The sequence below is a fragment of the Halopiger xanaduensis SH-6 genome, from assembly GCF_000217715.1.
GTDB classification, from domain to species: domain Archaea; phylum Halobacteriota; class Halobacteria; order Halobacteriales; family Natrialbaceae; genus Halopiger; species Halopiger xanaduensis.
On record NC_015666.1, the window covers coordinates 1,368,264 to 1,386,027 of the forward strand.

The 17,764-nt window shown below is 68.7% G+C and carries 17 protein-coding genes; 8 read left to right on the plus strand and 9 right to left on the minus strand.

What is annotated here, in order from left to right; all coding sequences use genetic code 11:
- The first annotated feature begins 23 nt into the window (after nt 1-23).
- From HALXA_RS06740 to HALXA_RS06765, 6 genes are all read left to right on the plus strand, one after another.
- Nucleotides 24-1,187 (plus strand): extracellular solute-binding protein, encoded by a 1,164-nt coding sequence (locus HALXA_RS06740; protein ID WP_013879564.1) that lies wholly within the window; start codon nt 24-26, stop codon nt 1,185-1,187.
- Nucleotides 1,184-2,794, plus strand: coding sequence for an ABC transporter permease (locus tag HALXA_RS06745; RefSeq protein WP_013879565.1), 1,611 nt, complete (start codon nt 1,184-1,186; stop codon nt 2,792-2,794). The genes HALXA_RS06740 and HALXA_RS06745 overlap by 4 nt, the downstream gene beginning before the upstream one ends.
- Before the next feature lie 6 nt (nt 2,795-2,800).
- Nucleotides 2,801-4,894 carry a DUF7846 domain-containing protein gene (locus HALXA_RS06750; RefSeq protein ID WP_013879566.1) on the plus strand — a complete coding sequence of 698 codons (2,094 nt, stop codon included), beginning with the start codon at nt 2,801-2,803 and terminating at the stop codon, nt 4,892-4,894.
- Nucleotides 4,895-4,896: 2 nt separating this feature from the next.
- The gene (locus HALXA_RS06755) at nt 4,897-5,430 is read left to right on the plus strand and encodes a gluconate 2-dehydrogenase subunit 3 family protein (RefSeq protein WP_013879567.1); all 534 of its coding nucleotides are present in this window, start codon (nt 4,897-4,899) and stop codon (nt 5,428-5,430) included.
- Between the two features lie 120 nt (nt 5,431-5,550).
- Nucleotides 5,551-6,597, plus strand: coding sequence for a pentapeptide repeat-containing protein (locus HALXA_RS06760; protein WP_013879568.1), 1,047 nt, complete (start codon nt 5,551-5,553; stop codon nt 6,595-6,597).
- A 94-nt stretch (nt 6,598-6,691) separates the two neighbouring features.
- Nucleotides 6,692-7,162 carry a DoxX family membrane protein gene (locus HALXA_RS06765; protein WP_013879569.1) on the plus strand — a complete coding sequence of 157 codons (471 nt, stop codon included), beginning with the start codon at nt 6,692-6,694 and terminating at the stop codon, nt 7,160-7,162.
- Nucleotides 7,163-7,216: 54 nt separating this feature from the next.
- Here HALXA_RS06765 and HALXA_RS06770 read toward each other — a convergent pair whose 3' ends face one another.
- From HALXA_RS06770 to HALXA_RS06785, 4 genes are all read right to left on the minus strand, one after another.
- Entirely contained in the window at nt 7,217-7,864 is a 648-nt protein-coding gene (locus HALXA_RS06770; RefSeq protein WP_245550115.1) for a dolichyl-phosphate hexose transferase, read from the minus strand.
- A 159-nt stretch (nt 7,865-8,023) separates the two neighbouring features.
- A complete protein-coding gene (locus HALXA_RS06775; protein WP_013879571.1) occupies nt 8,024-9,655 on the minus strand; it encodes a GMC family oxidoreductase in 1,632 nt (543 codons plus the stop codon).
- A gap of 152 nt (nt 9,656-9,807) precedes the next feature.
- Nucleotides 9,808-10,530, minus strand: coding sequence for an SOS response-associated peptidase (locus HALXA_RS06780; protein ID WP_013879572.1), 723 nt, complete (start codon nt 10,528-10,530; stop codon nt 9,808-9,810).
- A 72-nt stretch (nt 10,531-10,602) separates the two neighbouring features.
- Nucleotides 10,603-11,082, minus strand: a complete 480-nt coding sequence (locus HALXA_RS06785; protein ID WP_013879573.1) for an RNA-binding protein — start codon at nt 11,080-11,082, stop codon at nt 10,603-10,605.
- A 322-nt stretch (nt 11,083-11,404) separates the two neighbouring features.
- Between HALXA_RS06785 and HALXA_RS06790 the strand changes: the two genes are divergently transcribed.
- Complete coding sequence (locus HALXA_RS06790; protein ID WP_013879574.1) at nt 11,405-11,725, plus strand: DUF7562 family protein; 321 nt, start codon at nt 11,405-11,407, stop codon at nt 11,723-11,725.
- 13 nt (nt 11,726-11,738) lie between these two features.
- Here HALXA_RS06790 and HALXA_RS06795 read toward each other — a convergent pair whose 3' ends face one another.
- A complete protein-coding gene (locus tag HALXA_RS06795; protein ID WP_013879575.1) occupies nt 11,739-12,536 on the minus strand; it encodes an ABC transporter permease subunit in 798 nt (265 codons plus the stop codon).
- Entirely contained in the window at nt 12,533-13,441 is a 909-nt protein-coding gene (locus HALXA_RS06800) for an ABC transporter ATP-binding protein (RefSeq protein WP_013879576.1), read from the minus strand. Before HALXA_RS06800 ends, HALXA_RS06795 begins: the two co-directional genes overlap by 4 nt.
- 104 nt (nt 13,442-13,545) lie before the next feature.
- Between HALXA_RS06800 and HALXA_RS06805 the strand changes: the two genes are divergently transcribed.
- A complete protein-coding gene (locus tag HALXA_RS06805; protein WP_013879577.1) occupies nt 13,546-14,844 on the plus strand; it encodes an RNB domain-containing ribonuclease in 1,299 nt (432 codons plus the stop codon).
- Between the two features lie 31 nt (nt 14,845-14,875).
- Here the strand turns inward: HALXA_RS06805 and HALXA_RS06810 are convergent, their stop codons facing one another.
- The 3 genes from HALXA_RS06810 to HALXA_RS06820 all read right to left on the minus strand — a co-directional run bounded on the left by HALXA_RS06810 (nt 14,876) and on the right by HALXA_RS06820 (nt 17,715).
- Nucleotides 14,876-15,457 (minus strand): GNAT family N-acetyltransferase, encoded by a 582-nt coding sequence (locus HALXA_RS06810; protein ID WP_013879578.1) that lies wholly within the window; start codon nt 15,455-15,457, stop codon nt 14,876-14,878.
- A 67-nt stretch (nt 15,458-15,524) separates the two neighbouring features.
- Complete coding sequence (locus HALXA_RS06815) at nt 15,525-16,049, minus strand: GNAT family N-acetyltransferase (RefSeq protein ID WP_013879579.1); 525 nt, start codon at nt 16,047-16,049, stop codon at nt 15,525-15,527.
- Nucleotides 16,050-16,227: 178 nt separating this feature from the next.
- Nucleotides 16,228-17,715: a dihydrolipoyl dehydrogenase family protein gene (locus HALXA_RS06820; RefSeq protein WP_013879580.1), complete on the minus strand. Its 1,488-nt coding sequence runs from the start codon at nt 17,713-17,715 to the stop codon at nt 16,228-16,230.
- Nucleotides 17,716-17,764: the final 49 nt, after the last annotated feature.

The following is a 17,764-nucleotide window of genomic DNA, read 5'->3' on the forward strand; positions in this document are numbered from 1 at the left end:
TTTTAGGCTGGCCTAAATCGGATATGGAAGACGACAGTGATAGCGACGCGGTTTCGCGCCGGAAAGCGCTGCAGATCGGGTCTGCGCTCGGCGTCACGTCCGTTGCGGGCTGTTTAGACATGCTCAACGGGGGCGGCGAGAGCGCCGAGATTCCGGAACTCTCGACGTTCCGCGGCTCCGGCGCGTTGGCCGAGGGACGTCCCGCTCCGGGCGGGACGTCGATCGAAGAGCTTCCCGATCTGTCGGGCGAACTCTCGCTCTACATCGGCGGCGGGGAAGGGGGTATCTACTACGAGTTCGTGAACATGCTCCAGGAGATTTACCCCGACTTCGAGGTCTATCCCAACGACGACAGTTCCGCGTCGCTGGCACAGACGATCGTCGAGGAGGTCGACTCCGGCGCCGCCCAGGCCGACGTGTTCTGGTCGATCGATGCCAGTTCGCTGGGCTTCGTCGCGGACAACGACGCCTACGAGCCCCTGTCGGACGAGGCGGTCGAAGCGGTCGGGAACGCCCAGTTCGTCGGCGACGACAACGCCTGGGCCGGCGTCGCCGGACGCGCGCGTGCGGTCCCGTACAACACCGAGGAGTTGAGCGAGTCCGACATCCCGAACACCGTTCAGGACTTCCCCGGAACTGAGGCTCTCCAGGGAACGATGGGCTGGGCGCCGACCTACGGCGCGTTCAAGTCGTTCGTGACCGCCATGCGGCTGATTCAGGACGAGGACGCGACCCGCCAGTGGCTGGTCGACATGCGCGAAGCCGGGACCGAACGGTACGGCAACGAGTACGCCGTCTCGCAGAACGTCGCCAGCGGCTCGCTCGCAGCCGGCTTCGCTAACCACTACTACGCGATGCGCGTCAAGAACCAACAGCCCGACGCCCCGATCGATCTGGCCTTCACCGAAGGCGACGCCGGCGCCCTGATCAACGTCGCCGGCGCGCTGAAGGTTCAGGGCACGCAGCGGGGCGAACTCGTCGACAACTTCGTCCGCCACCTGCTGTCCGCGGAGGCCCAGGAGTACTTCACGACGGTCAGCTTCGCCTACCCGATGATCGAGGGCGTCGAGCCCGTCGGCGGCCTGCCGACGGTCGACGAACTGAGTCCGCCGGATATCGACCTCGCGGAGCTGTCCGACCTCGAGCCGACACTCGAGCTGATGGAGGACGCCGGCGTCTCGGGATGACCCTCCGGAAGCGGCTCTCGAGGACCCTCGAGCGGGGTGCCGACGGCGACGACGCCGCCGGCGTCGGCCTCACGCTGCTCGCGGCAGCTATCGCTGCCGTACTCGTGCTGCCGCTCCTGTGGCTCGTCTTCGACGCCGCTGCGCTCGGCGGCCGCGCCCTCGAGCTCGCCGTCGCGCCGCAGACCCTCGAGGTGCTGGTACGCAGCGTCGGCCTCGTGGCCGTCGTTACCGGAGCGAGCATCCTCATCGGCGTCCCGCTCGCGCTGTTGACCGTCCAGGGATCGATCCCGTTCTCGCGCTTTTGGACCGTCCTCATCGCGCTCCCGCTCGCGGTGCCGAGCTACCTGGGCGCGTTCGCGTTCGTCTCCGCGTTCGGTCCGGAGGGCGAGTTCGCCGACCTGCTGGCGCCGCTCGGCGTCGAATCGGTGCCCTCGATCTACGGATTCGCCGGCGCCGCGTTCGTCCTGACCCTTTATACCTACCCCTACGTCTTCCTCACGACGCGGGCCTCGCTGCTCTCGCTCGACGGCTCGCTCGTCGAGGCGGCCCGAACGCTCAACGCCGGCCGCTGGGAGGCGTTCCGGCGGATCACGCTACCCCAGATCCTGCCCGGAATCACCGCCGGGGCCTTGCTCGTGGCGCTGTACGCGCTCGCGGACTTCGGGACGCCAAACATCATGCGCGTCGAGGTGTTCACCCAGTTCATCTACGCCCGGTACAACGCCTTCGCCCGCGACTACGCCGCCCTGCTGTCGCTCCAGTTGCTGACAGTGACGGCGGTCATCCTCGCCCTCGAGTCGCGGATCGGCGCTGACGAATCGGGCGCTTACGAGAGCAGCGGCCACCGCGGCACCGCCGACCTCGAGCTCGGCCGCTGGCGGTACGCGGCGCTGGTGTTGCCGACGGCGATCGCTCTGCTGGCGATCGCCCTTCCGATCGCCATCTTCGGGCTGTGGCTGGTCACCGGCGGTCCCGGCTACCAGGTCGGTCGGCTCACCTTCGACTGGGAGTACGGGTTCAACTCGGCGTACGTCGCTCTACTGGCCGCGATCGCCTCGGTGCTCGTCGCCTTGCCGATCGCGATCGGCTCGGCGACGTCGGACTCGAGGCTGGCGGCGCTGGCCGACCGCGCACCCTACGTCGGCTACGCGACGCCCGGGATCGTGCTGGCGATCGCGCTGTTGAGTTTCACCCTCGACGTGCTGCCGGCGATCTACAAGACCGTGCCGCTGCTGGTGTTCGCCTACGTCGTCCGATTCATGCCCCAGGCGATCGGCTCGATCCGAACGTCGACCCTGCAGGTGGACCGGCGCCTCGTTGAGGCGGCCCGCACGCTCGGGCGCTCGCGGCTGAACACGTTCCGGTCGGTGACACTGCCGCTGATCCTGCCGGGGGTGGTGACCGGTGCCGCGCTCGTCTTCCTCACGACGATGAAGGAACTGCCCGCGACGCTGATGTTGCGCCCGCTCGGGTTCGAGACGCTCGTCACCTTCATCTGGCGGGTCGAGGAGGCCGGCCTGTACGGGCAGGCCGCGGTACCGGCGCTCGTGCTGGTCGTCGTCTCGGGGCTGTCGATGGCCGTGATGTTAGCACAGGAAGGTCGATGATCCGCAATGAACCTCGATGAGCCGCGCAGTCGGAAGATGAACCGCCGAACCTGGTACGCCGCGGTCGCCGTCGTCGCCCTCGTCGGCGCCGTCGCCGTCTGGCTGCTCGCGACCCGGACCTTCCAGTACCACTCGCTCAACCACGACGAGGGGGTCTACCTCCAGCAGGCGGCGATGCTGCTGGACGGGAACCTGTTCCTCGAGCCGCCCGTCGAGGACGCCTTCCGCCCGTGGTTCTTCGTCGAGGACGGCGACCGGCTCTACCCGAAGTACGCGCCCGTCCCCGCGGCGATTTTCGCGCTCGGCGAACTGGTCTGGAGCTACCGGCTCGCGCTGCCCGCGATCGCCGCCGCGATCCTCGCGCTGGTCGCGCTGGTCGTTCGGGAGGCGTTCGACGGGCGTACCGGTATCGCGGCGGCCGTCGCCGTGCTCTGTTCGCCGCTGTTCCTCCTCGAGTCGGCCGTCTACCTTCCCTACGCGCCGACGACGATGTGCAATCTGGCCTTCGCCTACTGCTACTTCCGCGCCGATCGCACTGACGACGTCCGCTGGGCCGCCGGCGCCGGCGCGGCGATCGGCCTCGCCTTCTTCGCGCGACCCTACACCGCCGTCCTGTTCGCCGCGCCGTTCATCGTCCACGCGTGCTGGACCCTGTGGCGCGATCCTCGAGCGGCCCTGCCCCGACAACTCGCGACGGCGACGCTCGGCCTCGCCGGGGTCGCGCTCGCGCTGGCCTACAACGCCGTCGTGACCGGCTCGCCGCTGGTGTTCCCCTACCAGGCGTTCGCCCCGCACGACGGGCCCGGATTCGGCCACCGACAGATCCTCGGACACGAAGCGGAGTACACCGTCGAACTGGCGCTGCGCTCGAACGCCCTGGTCCTTCGGTCGTTCGCGACCGAGTGGATCGCGGGCGGCCTCCTCGGCGCAGCGGCCGCCGCCGTCGGGTTCGTCGCGACCGTTCGGCGCGGCCTCTCGCCCCGACAGGCCGTCCTCGCCGGCGTCGCCCCGAGCGTCGTCGTCGGCAACGTCTTCTTCTGGGGCAACTTCAACATCCTCGGCGCCCTCGAGGTCGCCGACGACGGATTGATCGCGACTCACGGCCCGTACTACCACTTCGACCTGCTGGTGCCGTTCGCGGCCTTCGGCGCCGTCGGCGCGCTGGCGCTGGCGACGGGTCTGCGACGGACGCTCCGTCGGCGGACCCTCACCCCTCGAGTCGCCCGCGCGACGCTCGTCGCAGTCCTCCTCGTTGGCGCCCTCGCCGCCGGCGGCGTGACGGCCGCGAGTTTCGACGAGAAAGTCGACCGCAACGCCGCCGCGACCGACACCTACGAGCGGGTCTACGAGCCGCTCGAGGACGCGCCGGCGCCGGACGAGCGGGCGGTCGTCTTCCTCCCGACGCCGTACGGCGACTGGCTCAACCACCCGTTCCAGCCGTTCCGGAACGATCCCGATTTCGACGGACAGCGCGTGTACGCCCTCGGCGACCGGCCGTTCGCCGTCGCGGACGCCTACCCCGATCGCTCGCTCTACCGGTTCGCGTACCGCGGCGCGTGGTCGCCGCAGGCCGGCTCGCCCCACGCGTCGCGGCTGCAGCCGGTCGACCACGTCGCCGGCGACGCGGTGCGGTTGAACGCGACCGTCGCCGTTCCCGACGCGGCGTCGGGGGCCACCGTAACCCTCACCGCGGCCGACGGGAGCGCAACGTCCGTCGCCTCGAACGCCTCGGGGTCGACGAGCCTGTGGGTGACCGTCACCAACGATACCGTCAGCGTACGGGGAGACGGCGGGAACGTCGACGACTCGCTCCCCGTCGCCGACCGAGAGGACGTCACCCTGACCGTGTTCGTCGACCGCGGCCCCGGGAGCAGTTTCAGCTACCGGTTCGAGCTGCCGGTCCGCACGGACGGCGACGCCGCCGCGCTGACACCCCGCGTCGAACGCTGCACCGCGATCCGCGACTGCGGCGGCGAGGCGGCGTACATTCCGGACGAGTCACCCGACGGCACCGGCGGCGACGTACGGACCGATCTCGTCGCGCTCGAGGGCGACGAGTTCGGGACCGAAAACGAAACGGCGGGAGCGACCGACCCGTGACTATGGAACTCACGCGACGGGACGCGATCGCGGCGCTCGGCGCCGCCGGTATCGCCGGCGCCGGCGCTCTCGCGCTGTCGTCGTCCGACGAGCGGGACCGCGGCCTCGCGGACGGAGACCTCGAGACGATGGTCGCCGCCGCCGAGGTGCTGTACCCGTCGGCCGTCGACGGCGTTCGGGAGTTCGTCGAGTCGTACGTCGGCGATCGCGCGGCCGCCGACGAAGCGTGGGCCGGCGAGGTCGCCGACGTCGTCGCGTACCTCGACGACTACGCCGACGCGTGGTACGACGGGTCGTTCGCGTCGTTGTCGCCCGAGAACCGGGACGCGGCGCTTCGGCGGATGGGCGCGGACGCGGCCGCGTCGGACCCCGACGGCGGCTCCGTCGAGCGGGTCCGCTACTACGTCGTCAACGAACTGCTGTTCGCGCTGTACGCGTCGCCGACCGGCGGCGAACTGGTCGGCCTCGAGAACCCGCAGGGCCACCCGGGCGGGACGGACAGTTACCGGCGGGGGCCGTCCGGCTCGTCGGAGTGATCGGTCGACGGCGACCGCGAACCCGGACTACGGATCACGGACCGCGGGCCACGGGCCGCAGGCTACAGGCGCGCATTTCAGGCACTACCGTTAGGAGCACTGCGCACCACGGGCCTGTAGATGACGCCGCCGACGGACCGATGCGGACACGTCACGACCAGCAGCGGCGTCAACGACGCCGGCGCGATCTGTTGCTACCGGCCGACGTGGCGCGACGCCGACCGCTGCCTCTGGCACACCGAGACCGTCGTCCCGACGCCGGCCTACGAGGAGCACGCGCCGACCGCGGGCGAGCGCCTCGACGGCGCGAACTTCCGCGAAGCGACGCTGAGCGATACCTCGTTTCTCGCGGGCTGTTCGCTCGTCGAAGCCGATTTCACGGACGCGGTGCTCGACGGCGCCGACCTCTCCGAGACCGACCTCCGCCGCGCCACGTTCCGGGACGTCGACGCCCACGGCACTTCCTTTCGCGCGGCCAATCTCCACGACGCCGCGTTCGTCTTCGCCGACCTCCGCGGCGCCGACTTCCGGGACGCCCGGCTCTACCGCGCGGCCCTGACCGACGTTCGGCTCAATCTCGAGACCGAGTTCGGCGACCGAACCGTTTACGAGGACGAATTCGCCGCTGCGACGGGCGACGATACGATGGCTCAGGCGGACTCCGCGCAGTGGGTGTATCGGGAACTACAGCGCGTCTACGCCGAGAACGCCTTCCCCGAGCGCGTCCACGCGTACTACCTCCGCGAGAAGAACTTTCGGCGCCGCCACGCCTGGCGGACCGGCTCCTACCTGCGGGCGATCAAACTCGCGGGCTCGCGGTGGATCATGCACTACGGCACCAGCCCGTGGCGCGTCGTGGCGACCTCGCTGTTGCTGATCGTCGTCTGCGCCGGGTTGTACCCGCTGACGGGCGGCGTCAAGGAGGTCGGGACCGACAGCGCCGTCACGTACGCGATCGAGGATCCCGCCGACACGCCCGGCCGCGTCCTCGTCCGGGCGTTCCTCAAGAGTCTCTACTTCAGCGTCGTCACCTTCGCGACGCTGGGCTACGGCGACATCCAGCCGGTCGGCCAGTGGGCGCGGGCTATCGCGAGCGTCGAGACCCTGCTCGGCTCGCTGCTGATGGCGCTGCTCGTGTTCGTCCTCACGCAGAGCGTGGAATCCTAACCGTCCGTCGTCCGTGCCCCGTCCACTTCCCTACGAACTCGAGCCACCCCACCCCTTCTAAGTGCATCTCGAGCGTACGTTCCCGTGATCCCGTATGCTCGAGTCCCGCAGCCAGCGATCGGCGTCCGATACCGACGCGATCGACCGGTCTCCAACTGACGGCGAGGGAACGCCCTCGAAACCGCTCCCCCGGAGGACGGCCGTCCGGCTGGGGCGGCTGCTGTACGGCGGCGTGCTCGCGGCGATGGCGGTCGACGGACTGATGAACACCGAGGAGCGCGCCGAGTACGCGGCGGCGAAGGGCGTTCCGATGCCCGCCCTCGCGAACGTTGGGGCGCACGCGCTCTTACTGCTCGGCGGACTCGGCGTTGCGCTCTGGCGGGTGCCGGCGATTGCGGCGAGCGCAGCCGCCACGTTCTTCCTGGGCGTGACGCCGGCGATGCACGACTTCTGGACCGTCGACGATCCCGAACAACGACAGCAACAGCAGATCAACTTCCTCAAGAACGTGGCGCTGCTCGGGACGGCGCTGGCGTTTCTCGGGATCGCGAACGAGAGCGAATAGCTCGTTCCGCCGTCCCCGGACTCGTACTCGGCTGTCGGCCGCTGGTGCCGACCGTTAGCGGAACCGCTCCTCGAGACAGACTTTGACGATCGACTTCGCGATTTCGGCGCCGCCCTTGAGCGGGTCGAGCTTCGTCTCGCCGGCGCGCTCGCGGTACTCGATCGGGTGCTCGCGGACGTCGTAGCCCCGCATCAGCGGCCGGATCAGCAGCTCGGCCGAGAGCCCGGTGTTCTCGGTCCACGCGATGGATTCGACGACATCGCGGCGGTAGGCCCGCATCCCCGTGGTCGTGTCGTGGACGCGCGTGCCCATCAGGACGCTCGCGATGGCGGCGAAGGCGTGGTTGCCGAAGCGGTTGAACGCCGGCATCGCCTCCGCGCCGTGGTAGAGCCGGTCGCCGCTGACGACGTCGTACCCCTCGTTGATCAACTCGAGGAACTCCGGGAGCTGCTCCATGGGGTAGGTGTCGTCGCAGTCGGTGGTCACGACGATCGGTCGGTCGGGCTCCAGAATGGCTGCCCGGACGGCGACGCCGTACCCCTGCGGGCGCTGTTCGACGACCGTCGCGCCGTGCTCGCGGGCGATCTCGGGCGTGCGGTCCGAGGAGCCGTCGACGCAGACGACCTCGGCCTTCCCGTCGGTCACCTCCTCGATGTCCGAGAGCACTTTGCCGATCGCTTCCTCCTCGTTGTAGGTCCCCATGACGACGCTGAGATCCTCGAAGGTGTACTCGTGATCGCCCCGGTCGTCGGTCTCGCTACTCGTCGCCTCCGATTCGGTCTGATCCCCGCTACTCATGGGTGCTACTCGCCACCGATCCCATTTATAGTTTTAGGTCTACCTAAAATATGGTCGAAGTATCTACAGGTTTCCGTGGACGTGATCGGCCGCCTTCAGCGCGAGCGCCGCGATCGTCAGCGTCGGGTTCATCGCGCCGGCGGTCGGGAAGACGCTGCTCGAGGCGATCCAGCAGTTCTCAAGGTCGTGAGTCCGCAGGCGGGCGTTCACCACGCTTTCCGCGGGATCGTCCCCCATCCGTGTCGTCCCCATGTGGTGGTAGGCCGGACCCGTGTTGTCGGGGCCGACCTGCCAGGTGATCTCGGCGCCCAGTTCCTCGAGGATCCGCTCCTGAATCTCGTTGACCCGCTCGATGGTCCGCAGCGCCCGGTCGCCCACGTTCCAGTGGACGTCCGGCACGGGATTGCCGCGGTCGTCGGTCGTCGACCGGTCGAGGCCGACGTAGCTGTCTTCGCGGGGGAGTTGCTCGACCAGCGCGCCCATCCCGATGTGGTTGCCGTACTCCGATCCGAGGCGCTCGAGCAGGTCGTCGCCCCAGTCCTCGCCGGTCAGGGCCATCTCGACGGGAGAGGGGCCGTCGTAGTTGAAGAACTCGAGTTTGAAGGGCGCGTACTCGTCGTCGGCCTCGTCGTAGAACTGGTGGGACTCGCTGGTGAGGAAGCCGACGTGGTTCTGGCGCGTGCGTTCGTCGAGCACGCCGCCCGTACCGGCGAACAGGTGGTCCATGAAGAACTGTCCCACGAGGCCGCTCGAGTTCGCCAGCCCGTCGGGATAGTCGCTCGATTCCGAGAGCAGGAGCAGGCGGGGCGTCTCGACGCCCCCGCAGGCGACGACGAAGGCGTCGGCCTCCTGCCGCTGTTCTTCGTCCTCGGGCGTCGCGTAAACGGCCGCCTCGATTCGATCGGCACCGTGCTCGAGTCGCTGGACCGGCGCGCGGTCGATCACCGTCGTCCCCTTCGACTCGGCGCGCTCGACGTGGACCGTCGCGTCGTACTTCGCGCCGGCGGGACAGACTGGCTGGCAGGTGCCGTAGCCGACGCAGGCGCTGCGGTCGTCGTAGGCCTCCGAGTTGCGCGCGTTCGGCACCGAGTGCATCGCGACCCCCACCTCCTCGCAGGCCTCGGCGAACAGCGAGTCGCTGTAGGACGGCTCGAACGCGGGCATCGGGTGCGGTTCCTCGCGGGGCGGCGCGAAGGGGTTGTCGCTGGCGCCGGCGACGCCGAGTTCGCGCTCGGCCTCGGCGTAGTAGGGACGCAAATCCGGGTAGTCGATCGGCCAGTCCGTACCGACGCCGCGGGCGCTTTCGGAGTTGAAATCGTCCTCGTGGAGGCGCATCACCATCCCCTGCCAGTGGAGCGTCGAGCCGCCGACGCCCTTCACGCGGGCGTGGTTCAGCGGGTAGTACCACTCGCCCGACGCCGAGTGGGCGTCCCGCTCGGGGTCGCCGTCCCAGACGTCCGGCCGGTCGTACGCCGGCCGGATCGCCCGTTCCTGACGCGCGAGTCGGTCCTCGGAGTCGAACCGCGGCCCGGCCTCGAGGACGACGACCTCGTGACCCGCGTCGGCGAGTCGGTCGGCCACGAGTCCGCCGGCCGGTCCCGCGCCGATCACGCAGACGTCGGCGTCCGGAACCGGCGTTCGGTCGATGTCATCGACCGGTTCGGCGCTCTCCGCCGGCGGTCTGTCGCCGTTCACGGCGTTCCCCTCCGCCGATCGGTCGCCTCGTTCGGACGGGCGAGCGCCGCGGTCGCGTCGCGCCGTCTCCGTTTCATGTGGCCGGATTAGGCGAGCCTAATCCTTATACCCGTTGGAACGAGTCGCGCCCGCCCGCGGTGAAGAACCCGTCCTCACGCCGTCTCGAGCGGCTCGAGCAGCGACGGATCGTCGTTCGACGGATCGTTGACCGCCGTCGACACCGGGTACGCCCGCATCTCGTCGGCCGGATAGGGTTCGAGCAGCCCTTCGGCTTTGGGATCGTCGGCGGTCAACCACTCCCGCTCGCGGTCCGGCTCGAGGATGACGGCCATCCGGTGGTGCAGGTCGGCCACGAGGTCGTTCGGCTCCGCGGTGAGGACGGTAAACGTCTCGAGCGCGGTGTCGTCGTCATCCTCGTCCTCGAGGCCGCCGCCGAAGGCGTCGAGGCCCGCTTGCGTCGTCTCGTCGTCGGGCTCCCACCGCTCCCACAGGCCGGCCATCGCGAACGGCCGGTCGTCCTCGAGGGCGACCCGATAGGGCTGTTTGCCGCGCTCGGTCTCGACCCACTCGTAGAAACCGTCCGCAGGGACCAAGCAGCGGCGCCGCTCGTAAGCGTCGCGAAAACTCGGCTTCTCGTCGACCGTCTCGGCCCGCGCGTTGATCATCCCGCCGCAGTCGTCGTCGGCCCACGACGGCACGAGGCCCCACTCGAGTTGCCGGACCGTCTCGGGCGCGTCGTCGGTGATGACGGGCAGTTCTTGACCCGGCGCCGCGTTGTACCGCGGCTCGAACTCGCCGACCGAATCGTCGACGGTCGCGCCGAACCGGTCCTCGAACGCGTCGCGCTCGAGGGTCAGCGTATATCGTCCGCACATACCCGCCCGTAGGGCGCCCGTGGTGAAACGTGTACCCGTTCGGCGGCAGTCTGGTCCGGGCTGGACCGGCGATCAGCCGGTGAACTCGAAGAGTTCGTCGCCGACGTGGTGCAGCGAGTCGACGACCTTCCCCTCGTCGCCGACCATATCCTCGCCCGGGACGCGGGCGCGGCCGATCGCCAGCACCTTCCCGTGGGATTCCTCGGCGATGATGACCAGATCGTCCGGTTCGATATCGTCGGTCGCTTCCGTGATCCCGGGGCGCATCACGTCCGCGCCGTCGCTGACGAACGAGACCGCGCCGGCGTCGACCGTCACGACCCGCTTGTCCGGATCGTAGGCGTTGGCGCCCCGCACCGTCAGGAACGGCTCCTCGTCGAAGTACGCGACCTGCGGTTCGCCGTCGATGAGGACCACTTCCCAGTCGGTGTCCTCGAACTCGACGCGCTCGTAGGCGTCCCCCTCGGGTTCGACGCCGAGGTGGTCGGCGAGTGCGTCCTCGAGCGCCGAGACGGCGTCGCTCCGCAGGTGGTGGCGAGACTTGACTTCCATATCCCGCGCTATCCGCCGTACGCATTTAACGGTAGTAGATTCCGGACGCGCCGTCGGCACCGACGCGAACGGACGGGACCGCGAGGGTGACGAAGACGGGGTGAGGCGGGCGGGCGGCGAGCGACGGATGCTGACGCCCCTGTCGTAGCCGTCCGTCCCCTCGCCTCGAGGCCTGGTACTGGTACTGGTTCTGATTGGCGGCCGACAGACGGCGATCGGAGCAGCCACCCCGTCCTCGAGCGCGACTGCTCACTCAGCCCGAGTCTCCGGCCAGCACGAACGTGCGGTAATTGCTAAGTGATCGCACGGCGATAGTGCGACCATGTGGCCCTGGTCCTCTCGGAACCGAACGACGACGGTCACGTGCCTCGCCTGCGGCGACGAGGTCACCCGGTCGATGGCCCGGGAGTACGACAAGTACGGCAACCGCTGGGACCGCGAGGACAAGGAGTTCGAGTACCTCTGCAAGTCCTGCGACCGGGAGCTCTGTCACCACCCGCGGAACGAACTCGAGGACCTGCTGGTCGATCTCGAGGCCGGCGAGCGCGACCAAACGGCGTTTCTCGCGCGGTATCTCGCCGCGGTCGAGGAACGGTACGGGCCGCTCGAGGAGCCGCCCGAGGAACGACGCGAGGAGCGGTGACGCTCGCGACCGTCTAGAGATCGCTCGTTTTGAACCGCACGTAACCCGCAGCGGGCGCGAGGACGGCCCACCCGAGGAGGACGAGGGCGCCGAACGCCGACAGCGTGCGGTCGCCGCTCCCCCCGAGGACGAGATCGAGCGCCCGTTCGTACGCGACGCTCGGCGAGAGCGCGCCGACGTAGGGGTGCCACCACGGCCGTTGGCTCGGCATCTCGAGGCCGTTGACGAGGAAGACGGCCGCGTCGGGGACGAACCGCCAGGCGAAGACGAACAGCATGAAGACGACGAACGCGCCGATCGAGGCCCACGTCTGGTCCCGCGTCAGCGTCGAGAGGCAGGTCGCGATCGCGACGTAGGCGAGCCCGAGGACGGCGGCCGCGACGAGGTAGCCGCCCAGTTCGACGGCGGCCAGTTCGACCGAAAAGGCGAGCGTGACGACCGCGGCAGCGAGGACGCCGACGACGAGCGAGGCGGCGAGCACGGCGTACCGCCCGAGATAGGTGCCGACGACGACGTCGCGCCGGTCGTGGGGCAGGCCGAGCAACAGCGCGAGCTGGCCGTCCTCGCGGCGCTTGACGATCGCCGCGTAGGACAGCATGAGCGCGACCGCCGGCACGAGGACGATGCTCACGCCGCTGAGCAGCCCGACGAGGTTCTCGGGCTCCGCGTAGCCGGCCCGCGCCTGATCGACGTGCAGGTAGGCGATCAGGGCGAAGACGAGCGCGAACAGCGCGGCGTTCGTGTACAGCTGCCGGTTGCGGATCGCGTCGCCGACCTCCTTGCGCGCGATCAATCGCCACCCGCGGGTCATCGGGATCCCCCCGTGTAGGAAACGAACAGATCCTCGAGCGACGCCTCCCCAGTAGTGAAATCGCGGATCGTCCCGCCGGCAGCCCGAATCTCGTCTAAGACGGTCAGCTTCGCGTCTCGGGCGCAGGCGACGACGAGATTCCCGTCGCGCGCGACGACCGAGGAGACGCCCTCGAGGTCGTCGAGGGCGGGCGCGACCGCCCCGGGGTCGTAGGCCAGTTCGACCGTCAGTTCCGCGTCGGCGTCGGCCGCCGCGCGCAGCCCGTCGATCGTATCGACGGCGACGAGTTCGCCGGCCCGGAGGATGCCGACGCGGTCGGCGACCGCCTCGACCTGCTCCAGGATGTGACTCGAGAAGAAGACGGCCGCGCCGCGGTCGCGCTCCGCGGCGACGATCTCGCGCATTCGGCGTACACCGTGGGGATCGAGGCCGGTGGAGGGCTCGTCGAGGATCAGCAGATCGGGCTCGCCGACGAGGGCCATCGCGAGCGCGAGCCGCTGGGCCATCCCCTTCGAGTAGTCGCTCGCGAGCCGATCGCCGACGCCCTCGAGGCCGACCCGCTCGAGCAGCGCGTCGGGGTCGTCGTCGGCGCCGTTGGCTTCGATCGCGTACTCGAGGTGCTGCCGGCCGGTCATCGTCTCGAAGGGGGCGAACCCCTCGGGAAGGATGCCGACGCGCTGGCGGACGGCGACGGGGTCGGCGGTGACGTCGCGGCCGAGCACCTCGACGGTGCCGGCGGAGGGGTGCGCGTAGTGCAGCAGAACGTTGATGGTCGTCGACTTCCCCGCGCCGTTGGGCCCGAGGAAGCCGAACACCTCGCCGCGTTCGATCTCGAGGTCGATACCGCGGAGGGCTGCGACGTCGCCGTAGCGCTTCGCGACGCCGCGGAGGGCGATTGCGGACATCGTTCGAAATCGTGTTGTGTTAGTAATAGGTTTTCCTATCAACAGGTCCGAATCGGTTTCGCTGTCCCGACACGACTTTGACCTTCACGTCCGTACCCCTCCCTATGAGTAACGACGCACAGGCCGAGGCCGGCACGGCCGAAGGCCAGGGCCCCGTCGAAGTCTCCGAGGACCTCGCGCGCCACCTCGAGAACAAGCGCGAGGAACTCTTCGAGAAGTTCGAGATTCGCGACGAGTTCCCGCCCGAAGTCCTCGAGGAGGCCGAAGCCCGAACCGAAGACGTCCAGAATGAGATCCAGGAGGAGGTCGACGAGCGCAAGGACCTCCGCGATCTGACGACGTGGACGACCGACCCCATCGACGCGCAGGACTTCGACGACGCCCTCTCGATCGAGGAACGCGACGACGAGTACGTCCTCTGGGTGCACATCGCCGACGTGACCCATTACGTCAACCCCGACACGGCGATGTGGGACGAGGCCGTCGAGCGCGGGAACACGGTCTACCTGCCGGGCTACACCATCCACATGCTGCCGCCCGTCCTCGCGGAGACCGTCTGCTCGCTGGTCCCCAACGAGGACCGGCTGGCCCACACCGTCGAGATGCACCTCGACAAGGAGAACCTCGGCTACGAGACCATCGAGATCTACAAATCCGTCATCCGGTCCGACGAGCGGCTCACCTACTCGCAGGCCGAGAACCGCCTCGAGGATCCCGACGCTGACCTCCACGAGGAGAACAAACTGGTCTACGAGGTCGCGAATCGGATGCACGAGCAGCGCAAGGAGGACGGCTCGCTCGTCCTGAACCCCTCTCGGGACCGCGCCCACACCATCATCGAGGAGTGCATGCTGAAGGCCAACAAGGCCGTCACGCACGAACTCATGTGGTCTCGCGGCGTCGAGGCGATGTACCGCGTCCACCCGCAGCCGAGTCCGGACGAGTGGTCCGAGGCGCTCCAGGAGATTCAGGACTTAGACGGCGTCTCCATTCCTGGCAGCACGTGGGACGACCCCCGGAAGGCCGTCAACGCGACGCTCGAGGAGGCGCCCGGTCGCCAACTGGACAAGATCCAGTGGGCGGTGATGAAGGTGATGCCGCGCGCGAAGTACATGAACGACCCGTTCGGCGGCCACCACGCGTTGAACTTCGAGATTTACGGCCACTTCACCAGCCCGATCCGCCGGCTCTCGGACCTGATCAACCACTGGATCGTCTACCAGAACGACGTCCCCGAGAACCTGATCGAACTCTGCGACCGCGCCAGCGACAAGCAGAAAGACGCCGAGCAGTGCGAACGCGAGTACAAGAACTTCCTGCAGGAGGTCGGCCTCGATCCGATGGCGGTCAACAACCGCGGGATCGAAGTGGTGGACGACGACGAGGCGGAGAAGACGCTGTAACTGCGGTCGGTGTCACGCGACGCGCTTCGTCTCACAACGCTTTTTCGTAGATGCACTCGTCGATCCCGTCTCCCAGATCGGACTGTCGCGTCTGGACGCGCTCGAATCCCGCCGACTCGTAGAACGAAACGCCGATCTCGTTGTCCGCCAGGACCGTCAGTCGAAGTCGGTCGCACGTCGGCTCGAACGTCGCTTCGATCCGCTCGAGCAGCGCCGTTCCGGTGCCCTCGCCCCACGTGCCCGGTCGGACGTACAGCCGAACGAGGTAGGCAGCGGTGGGGTCGTCGGGGTGGAGCCCGGCGTGGGCGAAGCCCTCGATTTCGGCACTGACGCCGGCATCGGAACTGGCGGTGGCGTCAGGGTTAGGGTCAGGGTCAGCGTCGGACGCTTCGTCCGCGCGGGCGGGAACCGCGAGCAAGAACTCCTCATCGTCTGTCTCCCTCGACTTCCGAATCGATACCTCGAGTTCCTCGATCGCGTACCAGTCGTCGGTAACGTCGGCGACCGTGTCGGGGCCGAGGATGTCGTCGTAGGCGGCGTGCCAACTCTCGCGGGCGATTTCGCGGACGGCCGGTGCCGCGTCCGTCGTCGCCCGACGGATGGTCCAGTCCATGGTGCTGTCCTGTACCCGGACCGACAAAATTTCTTGCGCGGGTTGCGAACGCGGACCGGTGAGTCGCTCAGATCCCTTTCTCGTAGACGCACTCCTCGAGTCCGTTACCCAGCCCCGTCTCCCGCACTGCGACCCGTTCGAAACCCGACGATTCGGCGAAGGAAATTCCGACGTCGTTATCCGCGAGCACCGCCAGCCGCACGCGGTCGAACGAGTCCGCCAATAGCGCCTCGAGGCGCTCGAGCAGCGTCGTGCCGACGCCCTCGCCCCACGCGTCAGGGCTGACGTAGAACCGGGCTACGTACGCGACCGCAGGGTCTTCTGGCCACGGAACGGCGTGGGCGAAGCCGCGACACTCCTCGGGGCCACCGCCGGAGTCGTCCGGTTCGACGACGAGAAATTCGGCGTCCTCGCGCCCGATCACGTCGGCGATCGAGGACTCGAGGTCGCCGAGCGCGTACCACTCGTCGACGACCTCGTCGACCGTCCCGGGCCCGAGGATGTCGTCGTAGGCGGCGTGCCAGCTCGCCCGCGCCGTTTCGTGGATGGCCCACGCGTCGTCGGTGGTCGCCCGTCGGACCGCTCCAGTCACGGACGGGTATACCACCGCACCGACAAAAAGCCCGCGGCCGGAGAGTGAGTGTTTCAACGGCCTCTGATACGTTTCCCGGTGTAATACAGCACCGCGTGGTTGTTTCTGCACGCTGTATGATAGTATTCCACCGACGGGGAGGTTACGCCCCGGAGCGAACGATCTCGACCGCCCGGCGCTACAGCGACGGATCGCGGCCGTCGGTGTCACCGACGCACTGCTGGCGATCCTCGAGTTCGGCGCAGGCCTCCCGGAACAACCCGTCCAGAATCTCGGGCGTCGTCGGGTGGTACGCCCGCTTGGGAAGGTCGCGGACGTCAAGCCCCATCTCGACGGCGACCTGCATCGTCTTGGCCATCACGTCGCCGTGGAGGTGCAGCCCCTGATAGCCCAGCACGGCGCCGGTTTCGGCGCTGACGACCAGCGTCGCGCGCCCCTCGGGGTGATTTTTGCTCTTGAAGACGCCGTCCGAAGACGCCTCGCGGGTGACGACGAACGCGTCCATCCCCGAATCGGCGGCCGTCGCCGGCGTGTGTCCGATGCGGACGAACGGGTAGACGCCCAGCCCCGAGAAGATCACGTGGTGGGGGACGTTGGCGTACGGTTCGCACTCCTCGCCGCGGGCGTGGTGGACGATGTTCTCGCCGGCCGCGAAGCCCTGCTCCTTGGCGACGTGGAGGATCGGCTCGCGCCCGTTAGCGTCGCCGACGACGAACACGCGCTCGTCGTCGGCCGCCTGCATCGTCGACGTGACCCAGCCCTCGCCCGGCTCGAGGCGGGTGTGCTCGAGTCCCAGCCCCTCGAGGTTGGGACGGCGACCGGTGAAACAGTAGAGTTCGTCGGCCTCGACGGTCCGCGGTTCGCCGTCCTGCTGTTCGACGACCATCCGGACGCCGCCGTCGTCGGTCGGCTCGACGCGCTTTTCGTCCGTCTCGGTCAGCACCTCGATATCGAAGTGGTCGCGGTAGAGTTCGAGCAGCGCGTCGCCGTAGGCGTCCGGCACGTCCTCGAGGGGGCGCCGGTCGTGCTCGATCACCGTAAGATCGACGCCGCCGACCTCGCTCAGGTAGGGGCCGAGCTCGAGGCTGACGTAGCCGTGGCCCATCACGATCGCCGAGTCGGGGAACTCGGTCGCGTCGAGGACGTCCGCACTGGTCTGAAAGGATACGTCGTCGATCCCCGGCAGTTCGGCGGGGACGTTGACCACCGATCCCGTCGCGATGACGACGTAGTCGGGTTCGATCCGGCGACCGCGCTCCTCGAGTTCGAGCACGCGCTCGTCGACGAACCGCGCGGTGTCGTGGACGAACTCGACGCCCTCGCGCTCGGCGAGGTCGTGGACGTGACTTCGGCGGTGCGCGGCGAAACTCGAGACGTGCTCGTCCTTCCGTGCGACGACGGCCTCGGGATCGACCTCGGGAACGCCCTGGAGGCGGTCGTCGTGGCGCGCCTGATAGCGGTGCTGGCCGGCTGAGAGGACGTCCTTCGAGGGCATGCAGCCGCGCAGAATGCAGAGGCCCCCGCCCGGTTCGCCGTCGTCGATCAGGGTGAGTTCGAGGCCGTCGGTCGCGTCTTCGGACTCGAGTTCGTCGGCCCGCTCGAGGAGTTCGTCGGCGACGGCGACGCCGGCGCTCCCGTAGGCGCCGACGATGGCTACGTGGACCATACGCCCGCTACGAGAGCGACGCAAAAATGCGTTCGTCCGGCGTCCCAGT